Source organism: Alcaligenes sp. Me129, from assembly GCF_050487245.1.
Lineage (GTDB): Bacteria > Pseudomonadota > Gammaproteobacteria > Burkholderiales > Burkholderiaceae_B > Alcaligenes > Alcaligenes phenolicus.
In genome coordinates, this window is sequence record NZ_JBKQGX010000001.1 from 57,577 (window position 1) to 75,302 (window position 17,726).

14 protein-coding genes are annotated in these 17,726 nt (G+C 57.4%); 11 read left to right on the top strand and 3 right to left on the bottom strand.

Annotated elements, in window-relative coordinates; all coding sequences use genetic code 11:
• The first annotated feature begins 22 nt into the window (after positions 1-22).
• From ACLPGZ_RS00265 to fabG, 4 genes are all read left to right on the top strand, one after another.
• Positions 23-709 (top strand): hydrolase, encoded by a 687-nt coding sequence (locus tag ACLPGZ_RS00265; protein WP_429640966.1) that lies wholly within the window; start codon positions 23-25, stop codon positions 707-709.
• 74 nt (positions 710-783) lie between these two features.
• Entirely contained in the window at positions 784-1,410 is a 627-nt protein-coding gene (gene ycaC, locus ACLPGZ_RS00270; RefSeq protein WP_026483600.1) for an isochorismate family cysteine hydrolase YcaC, read from the top strand.
• Between the two features lie 91 nt (positions 1,411-1,501).
• On the top strand, positions 1,502-2,443 hold the full coding sequence (locus ACLPGZ_RS00275; RefSeq protein WP_429640911.1) for a pirin family protein: 942 nt from the start codon (positions 1,502-1,504) through the stop codon (positions 2,441-2,443).
• A 312-nt stretch (positions 2,444-2,755) separates the two neighbouring features.
• A complete protein-coding gene (gene fabG / locus ACLPGZ_RS00280) occupies positions 2,756-3,496 on the top strand; it encodes a 3-oxoacyl-ACP reductase FabG (protein ID WP_009456856.1) in 741 nt (246 codons plus the stop codon).
• Between the two features lie 200 nt (positions 3,497-3,696).
• Here the strand turns inward: fabG and proP are convergent, their stop codons facing one another.
• A complete protein-coding gene (proP, locus tag ACLPGZ_RS00285; protein WP_115634556.1) occupies positions 3,697-5,229 on the bottom strand; it encodes a glycine betaine/L-proline transporter ProP in 1,533 nt (510 codons plus the stop codon).
• A gap of 254 nt (positions 5,230-5,483) precedes the next feature.
• Entirely contained in the window at positions 5,484-6,428 is a 945-nt protein-coding gene (locus tag ACLPGZ_RS00290) for a LysR family transcriptional regulator (RefSeq protein WP_035269784.1), read from the bottom strand.
• A 106-nt stretch (positions 6,429-6,534) separates the two neighbouring features.
• Between ACLPGZ_RS00290 and ACLPGZ_RS00295 the strand changes: the two genes are divergently transcribed.
• From ACLPGZ_RS00295 to ACLPGZ_RS00320, 6 genes are all read left to right on the top strand, one after another.
• Positions 6,535-8,019 (top strand): N-acyl-D-amino-acid deacylase family protein, encoded by a 1,485-nt coding sequence (locus ACLPGZ_RS00295; protein WP_083054943.1) that lies wholly within the window; start codon positions 6,535-6,537, stop codon positions 8,017-8,019.
• A gap of 121 nt (positions 8,020-8,140) precedes the next feature.
• The gene (locus ACLPGZ_RS00300; RefSeq protein WP_429640912.1) at positions 8,141-9,547 is read left to right on the top strand and encodes a gluconate:proton symporter; all 1,407 of its coding nucleotides are present in this window, start codon (positions 8,141-8,143) and stop codon (positions 9,545-9,547) included.
• Between the two features lie 19 nt (positions 9,548-9,566).
• Entirely contained in the window at positions 9,567-10,412 is an 846-nt protein-coding gene (locus ACLPGZ_RS00305) for a serine hydrolase (protein WP_035269792.1), read from the top strand.
• A gap of 22 nt (positions 10,413-10,434) precedes the next feature.
• Complete coding sequence (locus ACLPGZ_RS00310; protein ID WP_026483610.1) at positions 10,435-11,259, top strand: carbon-nitrogen hydrolase family protein; 825 nt, start codon at positions 10,435-10,437, stop codon at positions 11,257-11,259.
• 29 nt (positions 11,260-11,288) lie between these two features.
• Positions 11,289-12,092 (top strand): N-formylglutamate deformylase, encoded by an 804-nt coding sequence (gene hutG / locus ACLPGZ_RS00315; protein ID WP_009456846.1) that lies wholly within the window; start codon positions 11,289-11,291, stop codon positions 12,090-12,092.
• An 80-nt stretch (positions 12,093-12,172) separates the two neighbouring features.
• Positions 12,173-13,021: a putative RNA methyltransferase gene (locus ACLPGZ_RS00320; RefSeq protein WP_429640913.1), complete on the top strand. Its 849-nt coding sequence runs from the start codon at positions 12,173-12,175 to the stop codon at positions 13,019-13,021.
• On the opposite strand, the gene ACLPGZ_RS00325 is transcribed toward ACLPGZ_RS00320, so the two are convergent.
• Positions 13,018-14,607 (bottom strand): sensor domain-containing diguanylate cyclase, encoded by a 1,590-nt coding sequence (locus tag ACLPGZ_RS00325; protein WP_429640914.1) that lies wholly within the window; start codon positions 14,605-14,607, stop codon positions 13,018-13,020. The two genes, ACLPGZ_RS00320 and ACLPGZ_RS00325, sit on opposite strands and share 4 nt — an antisense overlap.
• Positions 14,608-14,874: 267 nt before the next feature.
• On the opposite strand from ACLPGZ_RS00325, the gene acnA reads away from it, so the two are divergent.
• On the top strand, positions 14,875-17,628 hold the full coding sequence (gene acnA / locus ACLPGZ_RS00330; protein WP_042485630.1) for an aconitate hydratase AcnA: 2,754 nt from the start codon (positions 14,875-14,877) through the stop codon (positions 17,626-17,628).
• Positions 17,629-17,726: the final 98 nt, after the last annotated feature.

Here is a 17,726-nt window from a genome sequence, read left to right on the forward strand (position 1 = left end):
TCTCATCCACAGGAGAAACATGATGACTATCCCCAGCAATGTAGCCAATTTCAATGGCGCCGCCCCGGTAATTGATCCTGATGACGCAGTCATGCTGCTGATCGACCACCAAAGCGGTCTGTTCCAGACCGTGAAGGACATGCCCATGACCACCTTGCGTGACCATGCGGCAGCACTGGCCAAAATCGCCACCTTGAGCAAGCTGCCCGTGATTACCACGGCTTCCGTGCCCCAAGGCCCGAACGGTCCTCTGATTCCCGAGATTCACCAGAATGCTCCCCACGCCCAATACGTGGCACGCAAGGGTGAGATCAATGCCTGGCACAACGAGGACTTTGTTGCCGCTGTCAAGGCAACCGGCCGCAAGACTTTGATTATTGCCGGCACCATTACCAGCGTGTGCATGGCTTTCCCTGCGATCAGCGCGGTGGCTGAAGGCTACAAGGTGTTTGTGGTTATTGATGCCTCCGGCACCTACTCCAAGATGGCCGAGGAAATTACCCTGGCTCGCATGATGCAGGTCGGTGTGGTGCCTATCGATACGGGTGCTGTTGCCTCCGAATTACAGAGAACCTGGAACCGCCCTGATGCCCAGGAATGGGCCCAGGTCTACACCAAGATTTTCCCCGCCTATCAGTTGCTGATCGAAAGCTATGCCAAAGCACAGGACGTGCTCAAGAATCAGGAACAGCTGGATTCGCAGCGTTAATCAACGCCGCGCTCTTGCAGTACCGGGTGCAGTCCCGCACCCGCCCCTTTCAATCATCGTTAAGGAAGACTGAGATGACTACGCCTTACAAACGTCTTGATAAAGACCAAGCCGCTGTACTTCTGGTTGATCACCAAACGGGGCTGCTGTCTCTGGTGCGTGACATTGATCCAGACAAGTTCAAGAACAACGTTTTGGCTCTGGCCGATCTGGCCAAGTACTTCAACTTGCCCACCATTCTGACCACCAGCTTTGAAGAAGGCCCTAACGGTCCTTTGGTCCCCGAGCTGAAAGAAACCTTCCCGGATGCGCCTTACATCGCTCGCCCTGGCCAGATCAACGCCTGGGATAACGAAGACTTCGTCAAAGCCATCAAGGCAACGGGCAAGAAGCAGCTGATCATTGCCGGTGTGGTGACTGAAGTGTGCGTGGCTTTCCCGGCCCTGTCGGCTTTGGAAGAAGGCTTTGACGTATTCGTGGTGACGGATGCGTCGGGCACATTCAATGAACTGACGCGTCACTCGGCATGGGATCGCATGTCCTCGGCCGGTGCTCAGCTGATGACCTGGTTTGGCGTGGCTTGCGAACTGCACCGCGACTGGCGTAACGACGTGGAAGGTCTGGGTGCCTTGTTCTCCAACCATATCCCCGACTACCGCAACTTGATCAATAGCCACACCAAGTTCACATCCGGTAAGTAAATCGCTTCGGCGCTGCGCTGGTCACTTGAGTGGCCAGCGCTTTTGGCTGTTTGAAACCCAGCCCCCAGATCTGTTTTCAGGAGTTCGACCCATGAGTACACACAGTTCCGAAGTCTCTTCATCCTTTGATTGTTCCGAAGACATCAACGGCGAAAAACGTGTTCAACGTGTTGCCGGGCGCGGCGCACAAGTGGGTGGGGGCATTACCGTCAGCCGGATTCTGCCTTCCTCGCAACGGCGCATGGTGGGGGCCTGGTGCTTTCTGGATCATGCAGGGCCCGCCGTGTTCACGTCGGGATCCGGCCTGCGTGTGGGCCCTCATCCACATATTGGCCTGCAAACCTTTACCTGGATGATTCAGGGCGAGGTTTTGCACCGTGACAGCCTGGGCCATGTGCAAGTGGTCAAGCCTGGTCAGGTGAACTTGATGACAGCCGGACGCGGTATCAGCCATACCGAGGAGTCTTTGCCCGGCGAGGACAAGCTGCATGCGGTTCAGCTCTGGATTGCCTTGCCGTCCAAGGACGCCACCTGTGAACCCGCTTTTGACCACCATCCTGACTTGCCTCATTGGCGTGAGGGCGAGTGCGACTTTACCCTGCTGGCCGGTACCTATGCACAGCATCAGGCACCCAGCAAAATGTATTCGCCTATGGTGGGGGTGGATTTGAGCAGCTCCAAGGCTGGGGAAGTGGGACTGAATTTGAATCCCGAGTTTGAGTATGGCTTTTTAGTCGTGCAAGGCACCTTGGGTATTCAGTCCGAGCAGTTCGAGGCCAATGAACTGGCCTATGTGGGCCGTGGCCTGACGCAGTTGAGCGTGAGTCTGAGCGCCGGCAGCCGAGTCATTGTGCTGGGTGGCGAGCCGTACACCGAGGAGCTGGTTCTGTGGTGGAATTTTGTTGGTGAAAACAAGGATGTCATCGGCCAGGCACAACGCGATTGGCGTGCGGCCCATGAGCGCTTTGGTGTGGTGCATGGCTATGACGGTGAACCCTTGATTGCGCCGGATCTGCCATGGGAAAGCAACTGATTTTCAGTGACGGCTGCTGGTTCTGATCGTCTATTGCGATGACGCTGGCGGTGGTTTGCTGGCTGCCTGTCCTGGTTTCCGAGCAGGGCTATGGCGCATGTGTATTTCGCCCTTATCCCGTTGTTCAGATGGCCCCTTTCGGGGCCATTGTGTCTGTGTACAGTTTGCCTACCGTGACTGGCGGTCTGCCTGTGATCGGAGTACAAAACAGTGTGCTGGTGCAAGCAAGGCCACAGGAAAAGGTCTGTACGGCTGCGGTCAAGCCCTTTTGTTTGCACAACAGCGTTGAACAATTTCTAAAAGGTAGCTGGAATGCGATTGAAAGATAAAGTGGCCATAGTCACCGGTTCGGCAGCTGGAATTGGTTTGGCAACAGCCAGGAAGTTTGCCCAGGAAGGGGCGATTGTGGTGTTGTGCGATCGTAATGCGGATGCCGTCAATCAAGCAGCGCAGTCTTTAAGTGGTAATGGCGTTACCGCCGTAGGCTACACCGTGGATGTGACGGACCGTGCACAGATTGACGCCATGGTGGCGGATGTGAAGCAAAAGTTTGGCCGCATTGATGTGCTGGTGAACAATGCCGGGATCACCAAGGACGCCAAGCTGGTGCGCATGACCGAGCAGCAATTTGATGATGTGATTGATGTGAACCTGAAAGCGGTTTTCAACTTCACTCAGGCCGTGGCCGCGGTGATGCTGGAGCAGGAAAGCGGTTCCATTCTGAACGCTTCCAGCGTGGTGGGTTTGTACGGCAATTATGGTCAAACCAATTACGCGGCCAGCAAGTTCGGGGTGATAGGCTTTACCAAAACCTGGGCCAGGGAGTTGGGCCCCAAGGGGATACGCGTCAATGCCGTCTGTCCCGGTTTTATCGAGACAGACATTCTGAAAACCATCCCCGAAAAAGTGCTGCAAGGCTTTCGTGATCATTGCTGGCTGCGCCGCATGGGCAAGCCTGAAGAGATCGCCAATGTGTATGCGTTTTTGGCCTCGGATGAAGCCAGCTTCATCAATGGCACGACGCTGGAAGTGTCGGGCGGTTTGACGGTTTAATACCGTGTTCTGAACGATGGCTTGGAGGATTCCTGTTTGAATCCTGAGCCGCCACAAAAAAGCCTGAATCTGACTTGAAGCAGATTCAGGCTTTTTCTACGGGAACAAGCGGTTTGGCGTTGCCGCTGTGAAAGTTGCAGGGGGCGGTTCAGGCCCCCCATCCGACAGCACCTACCCTCTATATAGAGAGGACTGTTTTATTAATCCAGCTCGGGGTGGCGGTCCACCAGACGCTGGCGTTTTTGCTTCAAGGCTTCCAGTTCTTCCTCGGCCTTGGCAATGGCTTCTTCCACATCTTGCACGCTTTGTTCGATGTGGTCATACGCTTCTTGCAGCAGTTCCTTGGCTTCCATGCGGTTGGAGGCGGTAGGTGTATCGCCGCGCAAGGGGCGGTTCGCCGTTTCGGGCAGGAACAGGGCGGTAATCAAGCCGATGACACTGGCAAACATCAAATAGTAGGCAGGCACCAGCAAGTTGTTGGTCTGCTCCACCAGCCAGGCGGCAACCGTAGGCGTCAGGCCCGCCACAATAATGGCGATGTTAAAGGAGGCGGCCAAGGCACTGTAACGTAGCCGGGTCGGGAACAGGGCAGGCAGGGTAGAGGCCATGACCCCGGTCAGGCAGTTCAGTAAAACGGCCAGAATCAGCAGCCCCAGGAAGATCTGCACATTGCTGTCGCTACCAATAAAGTGAAAAGCGGGAATCGCAAAGATCAGCAGGCCCAGACTACCGGCCATCAGAAAGGGTTTGCGACCTATCTTGTCGCTGACAAAACCCACCACCGGTTGCACGAACAGCATCCCTATCATCACCACCACAATAATGAAGACACCATGTTCTTCGGCATAGCCCAGGCTGCTGGACAGATAGGTAGGCATATAGGTCAGCAACATGTAATAGGTGATGTTGGTGACCAGCACCATGCCAATACAAATTAGCAGGGCTTTACGGTACTTGGAGAAGATCTCGCCAAAGGAAACCGTGGGGCGCTCTGTCAGGGCGGCGCGGTCTTCTTTCTCCATCTTTTCCAGTTGCTCGGTAAAGGCGGGAGTCTCTTCAGCGGCATGGCGCAGGTACAAGCCCAAAATACCCAGTGGACCGGCAATCAGGAAAGGAATGCGCCAGCCCCAATCCTGGAAGGTCTCTTCGGTCAGGGACGTTTGCAGCAGCACGACCAAACCGGCGCCCAGAACAAAGCCCGCGATAGAGCCAAAGTCCAGCCAGCTACCCAGGAACCCGCGCTGCCGGTCGGGCGCGTATTCGGCCACAAAAACTGCCGCGCCAGTGTATTCACCGCCTACGGAAAAGCCTTGGGCCAGCTTGCACAGCAGCAGCAAAATGGGTGCCCAGATGCCGATGGATAGATAAGAGGGAATCAGGCCGATCAGGAAGGTGCTGATGGCCATGATGATGATGGTCAGGGAAAGCACTTTCTGACGCCCGAACTTGTCCCCCATCAGCCCGAAGAACACTCCGCCCAGAGGCCGCACCAAAAAGGGCACCGAGAAGGTACCCAGGGCGGCGATGGTTTGTACTGCGGGAGAGGCATCGGGGAAAAAGACTTTACCCAAGGTGGCGGCCACAAAGCCGTAAACGCCAAAGTCAAACCATTCCATGGCGTTGCCCAAGGCAGCGGCGGTTACGGCTTTTTTAAGTTTGCTGTTGTCTACGACGGTAATGTCGTCAATGTGAAGCGGCTTGGCGTTGCTGGATGCCGCGGAGGACTGCGTCATATGGCTTCTCCTGGAGAGCAGGACAATGACCTGCAGGGTCGCCCTGTGTGCGATCGATACCAGAGAAGAAGCACTGGCATGACGGCATTCTGATCAGGCGAGGCTTGAAGGCGATTCTACGTCCGGCTTTGCTGTTCGTCTATCGAAGGGAAAGGGTCGAGCAGTCAGGGCCAAGTCGCGAGAAAAACGGGACGCGACTTGCCGTCCTTATTGTTACTGAGCCCAAGCCTGTCTCCCACCATATTTGCACATGCTTACAGAGCGCGGCATCCAGGCGGTAAAGGAGCTTTTTTCACGTAGGCTCGCACCTCATCGACCAATGCCGCTGCCGCGGGCGTCAAGTCATGTTCTTGGTGAAACATCAGACATAAGGTACGGACCAGCGTGGGGGCCTGCAGCAAGGAGAAGCTCAGACCGGGCATCAAGACCCGTTGTGCAGCCAAGGCAGGCAGCAGGGCAATGGCCAGACCACTTTGCACCAGCGCTGCTTGCGAGGTGGTGCTGGAGGCTTCATAAAACGGGGCCGAGGTTTCGATGGGCAGGTCCGGACGGGACTGCAGCACCGCCATGATCCCGGTTTCGTCTACGACGCCGACCAGTTTGCGTTCATCCAGAGCAGACCAGCTGACCGTGTTGTTGGCATCCGGTTTGATCAGCTTGTCGTCGCTGCGATAGAGCACGCCAAACTGGTCTTCCAGCAAGGGTTGACTGTCCAACCCTTGGACATCCGCCCAGGGACTGGTCAGACCAAAGTCGATCTCCCCGGCCACGATCTGGCGTTGAATGCGTCCCGAGTTGTCATCCCGTAAATACAGACGGACCGCCGGATGCTGCTGGGAGAAATTGGCGGCTGCCGGTGCTATCAAATCCGTAATGGCCGACGGCGCTGCGGCCACACTGACCCGCCCGCTTTTCAATTCCCCATAACGCATGACATCGCTGATGGCGCCATCAAAATCTGCCAGCAGGCGGGTGATGCGCGGCAGGAACTCCTGACCAATAGGCGTCAGGGATACACGCCGACTGGTGCGGTTGAACAAGGTGGTATTCAGGGCAACTTCCAACTGCTGGATCAGGCCCGTGACCGAGGATTGTGTTTGAAAAAGACGACGCGCGGCATGGGTGAAACTGGCCTCCTGGGCCACGGCGACAAACGCGTTCAAGTGCTTGAGCGTGATGTGCTTGGGAAGTCTGTCCATATCATTTTTTGATTAATCAATTAACTTAAACAATTTTTCATATTAATAATACCTTTGGATAATGCGGTCAACTCCCCTATTTGTGGGAGGGTTAGTGGAGACGTAGATGCAGACAGACGACCGCAGGCTGGACGTCAAGATCAGCAATGGCTGGATTATTGATGGCTTGGCCACCCCGCGTTGGCGTGGTGATGTGGGTATTCGAGAAGGACGGATTGTCGCCGTGGGCGACTTGAGCGCCTGGCACGCCGATCAATCGGTGGACGCCAGCGGCCATGTGGTGGCTCCCGGGTTTATTGATACTCACGGCCATGATGATTTGATGTTCATCGAGCGGCCTGTTCTGGACTGGAAAACCAGCCAGGGCATTACGACGGTTGTGGTCGGCAATTGTGGCGTCAGCGCTTTCCCGGCTCCTTTGCCCGGTAACTCGGCAGCGGCTTTGGCCTTGCTGGGCGATTCTCCCTTGTTTGAAGACATGGCACAGTACGTGCAAGCCGTGCGCAAGCTCAAGCCCATGATCAACGTGGCGGCTCTGGTCGGTCACGCGAATTTGCGCATGGCCGTGATGCAGGACCCCTTGTCCCAGCCGAATGCCGATGAACAAAAGGCCATGGAAGCCTTGCTGGCCCAGGCACTGGAAGAAGGCGCCGTGGGCTTTAGCACCGGCCTGGCTTACGAGCCCGGCTGCATGGCCGAGCCGGCCGAACTGGAAGGTCTGGCCCGTGTTGCCGCTTCCAAAGGCTCTTTGCACACCAGTCATATTCGCAATGAAGGCGATACGGTGCAGGAGTCGGTAGAAGAAGTGCTGGCGGTAGGCCGCCAGACGCAGTGCGCCACCCTGGTGTCGCACCACAAGTGCATGATGCCGGCCAACTGGGGCCGCAGCAGCCATACCTTGGCCAATATTGATCGGGCCCGCGCCGATGGCGTTCAGGCCACCCTGGATATTTATCCCTATTCGGGCAGCTCCACGATCCTGATCCCCGAGCGCGCCCACACCATAGACCAGATTCGTATTACCTGGTCCGAGCCTCACCCCGAGTGCAATGGCCTGTATCTGGCCGAGATTGCCGAGCAGTGGGGCTGCGACCGGGAAACTGCCGCACGGCGTTTGCTGCCTGCTGGCGCGATTTATTTTGCGATGGACGAGAAAGAAGTCCAGCGCATTTTCAGCCACCCATGTTGCATGGTGGGCTCGGACGGATTGCCTGCGGATGCGCATCCCCACCCTCGTTTGTGGGGTAGTTTCACGCGCATTTTAGGGCGGTACGTACGCGAAGATGGCCTGATGTCCCTGGAGCAGGCGGTTGCCAAAATGACAGCCATGCCTGCCTCGGTCTTCGGGCTTGAAAACCGCGGCGTGTTGCAAGTCGGCGCCTGGGCGGATCTGGTGGTGTTTAATCCCGAAACGGTGCAAGATTGCGCCACCTGGGAAGAGCCCACCTTACCGTCTCAAGGTGTGCAGACCGTGTTTGTGAATGGCGTACAGGTTCACCCTGTTGCCCCGGAGCAGCGGCCCGGCCAGGTGCTTGATCGCGCCTTTGCCGCTCAGGCACAAAGCCTGGATGCGCCGATTATCCCGCTATAAGCGGCGCGTCGGACAAGAAAACAGTCGCTGTGATCTGGGGCGGTCAACCAGGGCAGGGCGATTGCATCACATGCAGGCCGGTTTTTGAAAACTGGCCAGGAAGGATCGTTAAGGAGACGACATGAGTGTCATTCAGCAACAAATGCCAACGGGCAAGCGCAATGCTGCCATGGTGGTGTTTTTAATTGGCATGGCGATTGCCTTGTACACCCACTTTTACATGCCGGGTGAAAGCTCCCTGTGGGGCTTGACGCCGGTAGTGGTGTTTGCGCTTATCGCCTTGTTGGGTGTGGATATTGTTCTGGCCACGATTGGTGCGATTGTATTGGGCGCCATCATGACCAGTACCACGCCCATTGCCATGGGCAAACTGCTGGCCGAGTCCCTGGGCTCGTTCATTGCCGTGGTGGGTTTGATTATTGTGCTGGGCGCCGGGGTGGGTGAAGTGGCTGCCCGTACGGGTGCCGCCGAGCAATTGGTGCGAGCCATTGTGAAGCGTATTGGCTTGTCCAATCCGGTGCGTGTGCGTCTGGGCATCATGGTGGCCTCCACCTTGATCTGTGGCGCTCTGGGTACGCTGGCTGGCGGTAACGCCATTATTGCTGCGGTGGTGATTCCAATTGCTGCGGCCGTGCGTCTGTCCCCTCCTGCTGTGGCTGCCTTGTTCCAAAGCGCCGGTTCCGCCGGTCTGGTGCTGGGCCCATTCACCCCTAACGTGGTGACCGTGACGGGTCTGACCGGTTTGAGCTACACCGATTACCTGCTGGTTGCCGGTCTGCCCATGGCTGCTGCTACCTTGCTGACGGGCTGGTTCATGTCCGGTCGTATTCAGAAGATGACCAAGGATCATTTCCAGTACGAAGAAGCCTCGCAAGGTCAGGCTGCTTTTGACGTGAATGCCAAGGCCTCCCCCAAGGCCGTTCGTGCTGCCTGGGCTTTCTGCATCACCATCGTGGGTCTGGCTGCAGTGGGTATTGCCTCCAAAGCTGGCTTTGCTTACGCCATTATTGTGATGGTGTCCCTGGGTGCCACCACCGGTCTGGCCGGTGGCATGAACCCACGTGAAATTCTGCAGGCCATGTATGCCGGTGCGGGCAAGCTGATCTGGATTTTCTTCCTGTTCTGGCTGTTCAACCCGGTGCTGGTGGATCAGTTGAACGCCTATCACGCCTTGCTGGATTCGGTGCAGCCCTATCTGGTCGGTATTAGTGGCGCCGTGCTGTGCATGTTGATTGTGGCCTTTAACGTGGTCGGTCACATTCCGGGTGCTGCCGTGGCGCAGATGACTTTCACCGCCAAGATCTTTGGTCCTGTGCTGGCGGCCGCCGGTGTGGGCCCCGCAGCCACTGCCGCCGTGATTCTGGGCAGTTCGCAGATTGACTGGTTTGGTCCTTTCCCTTCTTCAGATATGTTCGGCCAGATGGGCCTGGCGCGTTCCACTCAGCTCAAGTACATGTTGTATAACGGCTGGGCGGTCATGGCGGTCAACTTGTTGATGTTCGTCGGCCTGTTCCTGATTCTGGTCTAAGTATTGAAGGAGTGTTTGTATGTTTACCTTAGGAAGCGAGTTGCTGGATGCGCCACTGGTTCGGGAGCGCCTGCAGGAACGACTGGAGCCTTTGCTGACCCAGGAGTCCGCCCGTATTTCGATGGCGGTCTACGCTACCGACGGTACCTCCTTGTTCGAGTGGCAGGCGCAGCGCGTCATGCCCTCGGCCAGCCTGATCAAAACGCCCATGCTCCTGTGCCTGCTGGAACAGGTGGCACAGGGCAAGCTGTCGCTCGATACGGTTTACCCTCTGCCCGAGGGCGACCGTACCCCTGGCACCGGCATTTTGAGTCAGCTGCCCGGCGTGCCCAGCCTGAGCCTGCGCGAGTTGGCTCTTTTAATGATTATCCTGAGCGATAACGTCGCCACCAATGCCCTGATCGATTTGCTGGGCATGGATAACATCAACGCCTGGAGCGCACAGGCCGGCTTGAAGCACACGGATTTGCAGCGCCACATGATGGACATGAAGGCGCGCGAGGCCGGTAAAGACAACTGGACGACTGTTCAGGATGCCTGCTCGACCTTGCTGTATCTATTGCATTCGCCTGCCCTGCCGGAAAACCTGCGTCAGCAGGGGCTGGACATGCTGGCGGATCAGCGCGAACGAGGTCACTTTGCGGCAATTTTGCCTTCTATCGCCCAACTGGCGCACAAGACCGGCTCCTTGCCCGGCTTGCGTCACGATGCCGGTATCTTGACGATGGGCGAACGCAGTGTGGTGCTGGCTGTGATGGCCGATGGCTTTACCGATGGCCGCACCAGCACCTCTTTATACGGTGGCCAGGGAGCGGGTGTCTTGTCCCGTCTGGCCTTGGAAACGGCCCGCGCCCTGCAGTATTGAGCCGGTCCGAAAGGATAAAAGTATGTCTACGACACGTGTTGCCCTGGTTCAATTGGATAGCGGCCGCGACCGCCAAACCAATCTGGACCAGCTGGAACATTGGGTGCTGGCCGCTGCCAAAGACGGCGCACAACTGATTGTGACTCCCGAGTACAGCGATGTACGTGGTGATACGGAATGGTTGCAGCAAAATGCCACGCCCATTCCGGGTCTGGTGACGGATCACATGGCCAGCCTGGCGCGCCGCACCGGTGCCTGGATTCATCTGGGTTCCATGCACGAGCGCCGTCCTGATGATCATCGCCTGGGCAACACGAGCGTGACGTTTTCACCAGAGGGTGAAATCGTGGCGCAATACCGCAAAGTGCATTTGTACGATGCGGTGGTGAACGGTCTGGAATACCGCGAGTCCGACGATTTCTGCCACGGCCAGCATCTGCAAAATGTGCAGGTCGGGGATCTGAATCTGGGCCTGAGCATTTGCTACGACATGCGCTTTGCCGAGCTGTTCCGTACTTTGCGTGCCCGTGGCGCGAATGTGCTGGTAGTGCCCGCCGCCTTTAATGTGCATACCGGCCGTGACCACTGGGAAGTGCTGTTGCGCGCCCGAGCCATTGAAAATCAGTGTTACGTGCTGGCCGCCGCGCAGATCGGCGGTCCCGGTCCTGCCATGCCGTGCTTGGGTCGCAGCATGATTATTGACCCTTGGGGCACCGTATTGGCCTGTATGCCTGATCATCCAGGCTATATCTGCGCCGATCTGGACCCCGCTCGCGTGCAGCGCATGCGTGAATCACTTCCGGCCTGGCAGCACCGCCGGGGTGATCTGTATCCTATTCCTTCTTGATTGTGTGCTGAAACAGACTGGAGTCTGCCATGACCGTACCTGCTGCCTTTGAGTTTTATCCGGGCACTGCCCCCTTGTTGATTTCCATGCCCCATTCGGGCACCTACGTGCCGTCGGACTTGCTGGCGCGTTTTACGGAGTCAGCGCGTCAGGTGCCGGATACGGATTGGCATATTCCCCGCTTGTATGAATGTGCCCAGAAATTGGGTGCGTCCGTGCTGGTGGCGACGTATTCGCGGTTTGTGGTGGATCAGAACCGCCCGCCGGACAATGCCAGCCTGTATCCCGGTCAAAGCGTCACCAGCCTGTGTCCCGTGGACACGTTTGGCGATGAACCCATTTACCAGCCTGGCCAGGAACCGGACGAGCGTGAGGTTGCTCAGCGTCGCGAGACCATCTGGTTGCCGTATCACCAGAAGCTGGAAGAAGAGCTGACGCGTTTGCTGGCCCTGCATGGCCGTGTGGTCCTGTGGGATGCGCATTCGATTCGTTCGGTCGTGCCGCGCTTTTTTGAAGGCCGTCTGCCGGATCTGAATTTCGGGACTGCCAATGGTCAGAGTTGCGATCCAGCCTTGAGCGAACGTCTGATGAAAACCGCCTCGGCCAACAAAGATTACAGCAGCGTGTTGAATGGTCGTTTCAAAGGTGGTTACATTACTCGCCACTACGGACGTCCCGAGCAGAACATCCATGCTGTGCAGCTGGAAATGGCACAGTGCTGCTATATGGAAGAGCAGTGGCCCTTTGAGTACAAGGAAGAGGCGGCCCGCAACATCCAGCCCCTGATCGAGGCCTTGCTGCGCGACGCGCTGGCTTTTGCGACCGAGTCGTAAATTCATCCTGAGCCCCGGCACAGACAGGCCGGGGCGCTACACTATCGCCTTGGCCACGGTGGCCGTAGAGCGATTCATTCATGTCTGACCTTTCCCCGCCCCTGTTCGAGAAACTGTGCTGTCCTTTGGACGGCTTGCCGCTCTCGTTTGAGGCTCCCAGCTGGCGCTGCCCCTCGGGCCATTGTTTCGATACGGCCAGCCAGGGCTATATCAATCTGCTTCCTGTACAAAACAAGCGCTCACGCGATCCGGGCGACAGCAAGGACATGGTGGCGGCGCGGCGTCGTTATCTGGAGTCCGGGGTATACGAGCCAATCGCCGCCGGCGTGTGGCGTGTCTTGATGGATGGCCTGGAAGGAGAGGCGCCTTATGCCTGTCTGGATGCGGGCTGTGGCGAAGGCTATTACCCGCGTTATTTGCGTCACCAGGATCAGGATGGGCAGTTGGCTCTGATTGGTCTGGATATTTCCAAGTGGGCCGTCATGGCAGCGGCGCGCAGTTCCTCGGACATACGTTGGCTGGTGGGTAGCAATGCGCAATTGCCCGTGCCGGATGGTGCTTTGGATGCCTTGCTGTGCATGTTTGGTTTTGCCGTGCCCGAGGAGTTCTTGCGCGCGCTGAAGCCGGGCGGTATCTGGGTGCAGGTTGAAGCGGGCCCAGACCATTTGCTGGAGCTGCGCCGCATTATTTATCCGACCTTGAAAGCCGATAAGGACGAGACTTTGCAGTCCCCGGTCGGTTTCAGTCTGGAAGCTGTTGAACGTGTTCGTTGTCAGATCAGCCTTGATTCACAAGAGAAAATTGCCGATCTGCTCTTGATGACGCCCCATTTGTTCCGAGCCAGCGCGCAAGGGCTGGAGCAGGCTCGCCAATTGACGAGCCTGGATCTTCAGGTGGATGTGCGTATCAAGGTCTTGCGCCGTCTTTAAACTGATCTGCTCTGAGCGTCGCTGGCGACAGGATCGCAAATTTCTACGCGGTTGCGTCCATTGCGCTTGGCCTTGTAAAGCGCTTCGTCCGCCAGTTTCAACACTGTGCTGTGTTCTCGGGCATGCAAGGGCCAGTGCGCCAGCCCAATGGAAATCGTAATGGGTGAGCCAGTTGGGCTATTGGTTTCGCTGATCAGAATGCGCAGGCGCTCGGCCAGTTGCACGGCCTGGTCTACATCCTGATCGGGCAGGAAAATACAGAACTCTTCACCCCCGACCCGACAGATCAGGTCCGTATCGCGGGTGCAGGCCCGCATGGTGTCGGCCAGAAAGCTCAGCACCAGATCGCCCACATCGTGCCCGTAGGTGTCGTTCACGCGTTTGAAGTGGTCAATATCCACCGTCAGCACGGAAAAGGGGGTGTCCGTTTCCTTCCATTGTTGCAGCACAACAGCCATGCCCCGGCGGTTGTTCAGGCCGGTCAGCGGGTCGGTATTGCGCTCCACATCCATGACGCCCATTTTGCGATTAACACGTTTCAAGCCCAGCAACATGGCCAGCTTGATCTGGCGGGACTCAAAATACCAGGCATGAACTTGTTCGATGCGCGAGCTGGCCTTGGCTGAATCCAGATGCGGAGCCTGGCGAGCCAGTTGTCGCAAGGGTTTGGCGATCAGCATGGCCAACATCCAGATCAGGATCTGCACGGCCAGGAAAAAGGGGATGGAATTGCGCAGTACTTTGCCCAGCAGGACCGTTAATTCATCCAGCACCACTTTGGTGGGGCTTTGCACCACGACTCCCCATTTCACATCGTTGCTGGGCGCGAAACCGGCCAGCATGTCTACGCCCTTCACGTTGCGCAGGGACAGAGCGTCACTCTCGCCCTGGCTGACAGCGTCAATGGCCGGGTTGCCGTGTATGACTTCGCCAATCCGGGCGACGTCACGGTGGAAAATCAGCCGTTTGTGCTGGTCGACTACATAAATGTAAGAACCATCACGGTAAAAGTGCTCGCCCAGCAAGGCGTTCAGGCTATTGGGCTCGTGCAGGTAGATGGAACCACCTACCAGGCCTTTGTAATTGCCTTCTGCATCAAAAATCGGGTGCGACAGAAAGATCAGCAAACGTCCGGTGGCGGACAGATAGGGTGGGCTGACCACGGGTTTCCGGGTTTTCAGTGCCAGTTGCGTGCCTTCCCCCCGCAGTGTCGTGCCAAGCAGGTTGAGCTGTTGGGGAGCATTGGCCAGAACCCGGCCCTCGGTATTCAGAATCAAAACCGAGTTAAAGCTGTTGTTTTGTTCTTTCAGGCGTCTGACTTCGTCACGTAGCATGGGCTCGTTGCCCTGATTCAGGGAACGGGAGAGTTCGTTGGCGCTATAACGAAGTTGCTGTTGCAAATTGGCGATGAAGGCATCGGTGCTGCTGGCCAGTTTCAGCGCGTAGGCGCGGTTCTTTTCCAGAGCTTGCTCGATCAGCAAGGAACGCTCCGCTGAATAGGCTCCATACAAGGTGTAGCCCATGGTCAGCAGACTGCTGGCAGTAGCCAGCAAGAGAATCAGCCGGCGCAGATCAACAAAAAACATGAGGATGGGCGAACGCTCGAAGTAAAGGGAGGGGCGGGGGAGGCCGAACAGACGGGCGTAAGACGCCTAAAACATTATACGTAAAGAATGTTTCCGAGTTTGAGGAGGTGTGACCTAAGGCCACAGGAAGGACGTCGCGCAGGGCAGGGGATTACGCCAGAGTGTAAGATGTGGAATGGTCTAGACCAATAGACAGTTACCACATGTGTATCGCTGGCTGGGTAGATTGGATGGTATCGGCCGGCACTTTTCCATGGAGATCCCGATATGAAAAGCGTAGATAGTTTTAAGGCTTTGCACCAGTTGGATGTCGGCGGGCAGTCCTACGACTACTATCGGTTAGATGCGGTTCGTGGAGATGGCCTGGATGTTGCCAGCCTGCCTTATGGCTTGAAGATCCTGCTGGAAAACTTGCTGCGCACTGAAGATGGTGGCGATGTCACGGCCGATGATATTCGCGCCCTGGCCGCCTGGGACCCTGCTGCCGAGCCCGATCGTGAAATCGCCTTTACCCCCGCACGCGTTGTGCTGCAGGACTTTACCGGCGTGCCAGCCGTTGTGGACCTGGCCGCCATGCGTGAAGCCATGCAGGCCTTGGGTGGTGATCCGCAAAAAATCAACCCCCTGGCACCGGTAGAGCTGGTTATTGACCACTCGGTGATCGTGGACGACTTTGGCAAGCCCAGCTCGTTTGAACGCAACGTGGAAATCGAATACGAGCGCAATATGGAGCGCTACCAGTTCCTGCGCTGGGGCCAAAGTGCTTTTGATAACTTCAAGGTCGTGCCACCGGGCACCGGTATTGTTCACCAGGTGAACCTGGAACATTTGGCCCGCGTGGTCTTTACGCGCGATGAACAAGGCCGTCAGCTGGCGTATCCCGATACCTGTGTGGGCACGGACTCGCACACGCCTATGGTGAACGGTCTGGGCGTGGTGGCCTGGGGCGTAGGCGGTATCGAGGCCGAAGCCGCCATGCTGGGCCAGCCCATTTCCATGCTGATCCCCCGCGTTGTGGGCTTCAAGCTGACGGGTCAAATGCCTGAAGGCACCACGGCTACCGACCTGGTGCTGACGATTACCGATATGCTGCGTCAGCATGGGGTGGTCGGCAAGTTTGTGGAGTTCTACGGCCCCGGCGTCAGCGCTGTGCCGTTGGCCAACCGTGCCACTATCGGCAATATGAGCCCTGAATACGGCTCCACCATCTCCATGTTCCCGATTGACGAGGAAACCCTGCGTTATATGGAGCTGACGGGCCGCAGCAAAGAGCAGATCGAACTGGTGCGTGCCTACGCCAAGGCTCAGGGCCTGTGGCACGATCCGCAGCATGAGCCTCGCTACTCCGAGCGTCTGGAGCTGGATCTGTCCACCGTCGTTCCTTCGATTGCCGGTCCCAAGCGTCCTCAGGACCGCATCGCCCTGTCTTCGTCCAAGCCGGCATTCCGTACTGCGGTGCGTGATTTGTTGGGTGATGATGTGGCCACCTATGACGAAGCCGTCGAAGAGAGCTTTCCTGCCTCGGACGTGCCGTCGCACAAACCGCCAGCACCCCGGAAAGCGGCGGTGGAATTTACGCTGGCCGATGGCAGCCAGTGCACACTGGATCATGGCTCGGTCGTCATTGCCGCGATTACTTCGTGTACCAACACCTCCAACCCCAGCGTCATGATGGCGGCGGGTCTGCTGGCCAAGAAGGCCGTGGAAAAGGGCCTGAGCCGCAAACCTTGGGTGAAAACCAGTCTGGCCCCCGGATCGCGCGTGGTCACGGACTACTACCAGCGCGCAGGTCTGACCCCCTACCTGGACAAGCTGGGTTTTGATCTGGTTGGCTACGGGTGCACCACATGTATTGGTAACTCAGGCCCCTTGATTCCGGAAGTCAGCCAGGCCATTAACCAGAATGATCTGGCTGTAGTGTCCACACTGTCCGGCAACCGCAACTTCGAAGGCCGTATTCACCCCGAAGTAAAGATGAACTATCTGATGTCGCCACCACTGGTGGTGGCGTACGCCCTGGCTGGCACCATGGATATCGACCTGTACCATGAGCCGCTGGGACAGGGCAGCGATGGCAAAGATGTGTTCCTGAAAGACATCTGGCCGTCTGCCGCTGAAGTGCAGGATGTGATCAGCAAGGCCATCGCCTCGGATATGTACCGTGATGGTTATGCCGATGTGTTCGCTGGTGATGAGCGTTGGCGCTCTTTGCCTACCCCCAAAGGGGATCGTTTCGAGTGGCAGGAAGACTCCACCTACGTGCGCAAACCGCCGTATTTCATCGACCTGAAACGCGATCCAAGCCCGGTCTCGGACATTCGTGGTGCCCGCGTGCTGGCCAAGCTGGGTGATTCGGTCACCACCGACCACATCAGCCCGGCTGGTTCGATTGCACGTATGTCGCCTGCCGCCACGTATCTGATGGATCACGAAGTCAAGCCGCAGGATTTCAACTCCTACGGCTCGCGTCGCGGTAACCATGAAGTCATGATTCGCGGCACCTTTGCCAACGTGCGTTTGCGCAACCAGTTGGCCCCAGGCACGGAAGGGGGTTATACACGCGACTTCACGCAAGACGGCGCGCCCGTGGCAACGATTTACGATGCCTCGCGCAATTACTTGAGTGCCGGCGTCCCGCTGGTGATTCTGGCAGGCAAGGAATACGGTTCGGGTTCCTCGCGTGACTGGGCCGCCAAAGGTACGGTGCTCTTGGGTGTGCGTGCGGTGATTGCCGAGTCTTACGAGCGTATTCACCGCAGCAACTTGCTGGGCATGGGCGTGATGCCTTTGCAGTTCCCGGCCGGCCAAAACGCTGAAACTCTGGGTCTGATGGGAGATGAGGTCTTTGATATTGAAGGCATTACCGCCCTGAATCAGGACAAGATCCCCGAGAAGGTCAAAGTGCGTGCGGGCGATATCGAATTCGAGGCCCTGGTCCGAATTGATACGCCTAGCGAAGCGCATTACTACCGTCACGGCGGTATCATGCAGTACGTTTTGCGGGGCTTGTTGAAAGCGTAAGCTCGGCAGCAGGTCAAGGCGTGGTTTGACACGCCAGCAGGTGCGTCAGTGGTGTCATGCCCCTGGCGCACTTGTGTGTTTAGGGGCCGGCTCCTGCG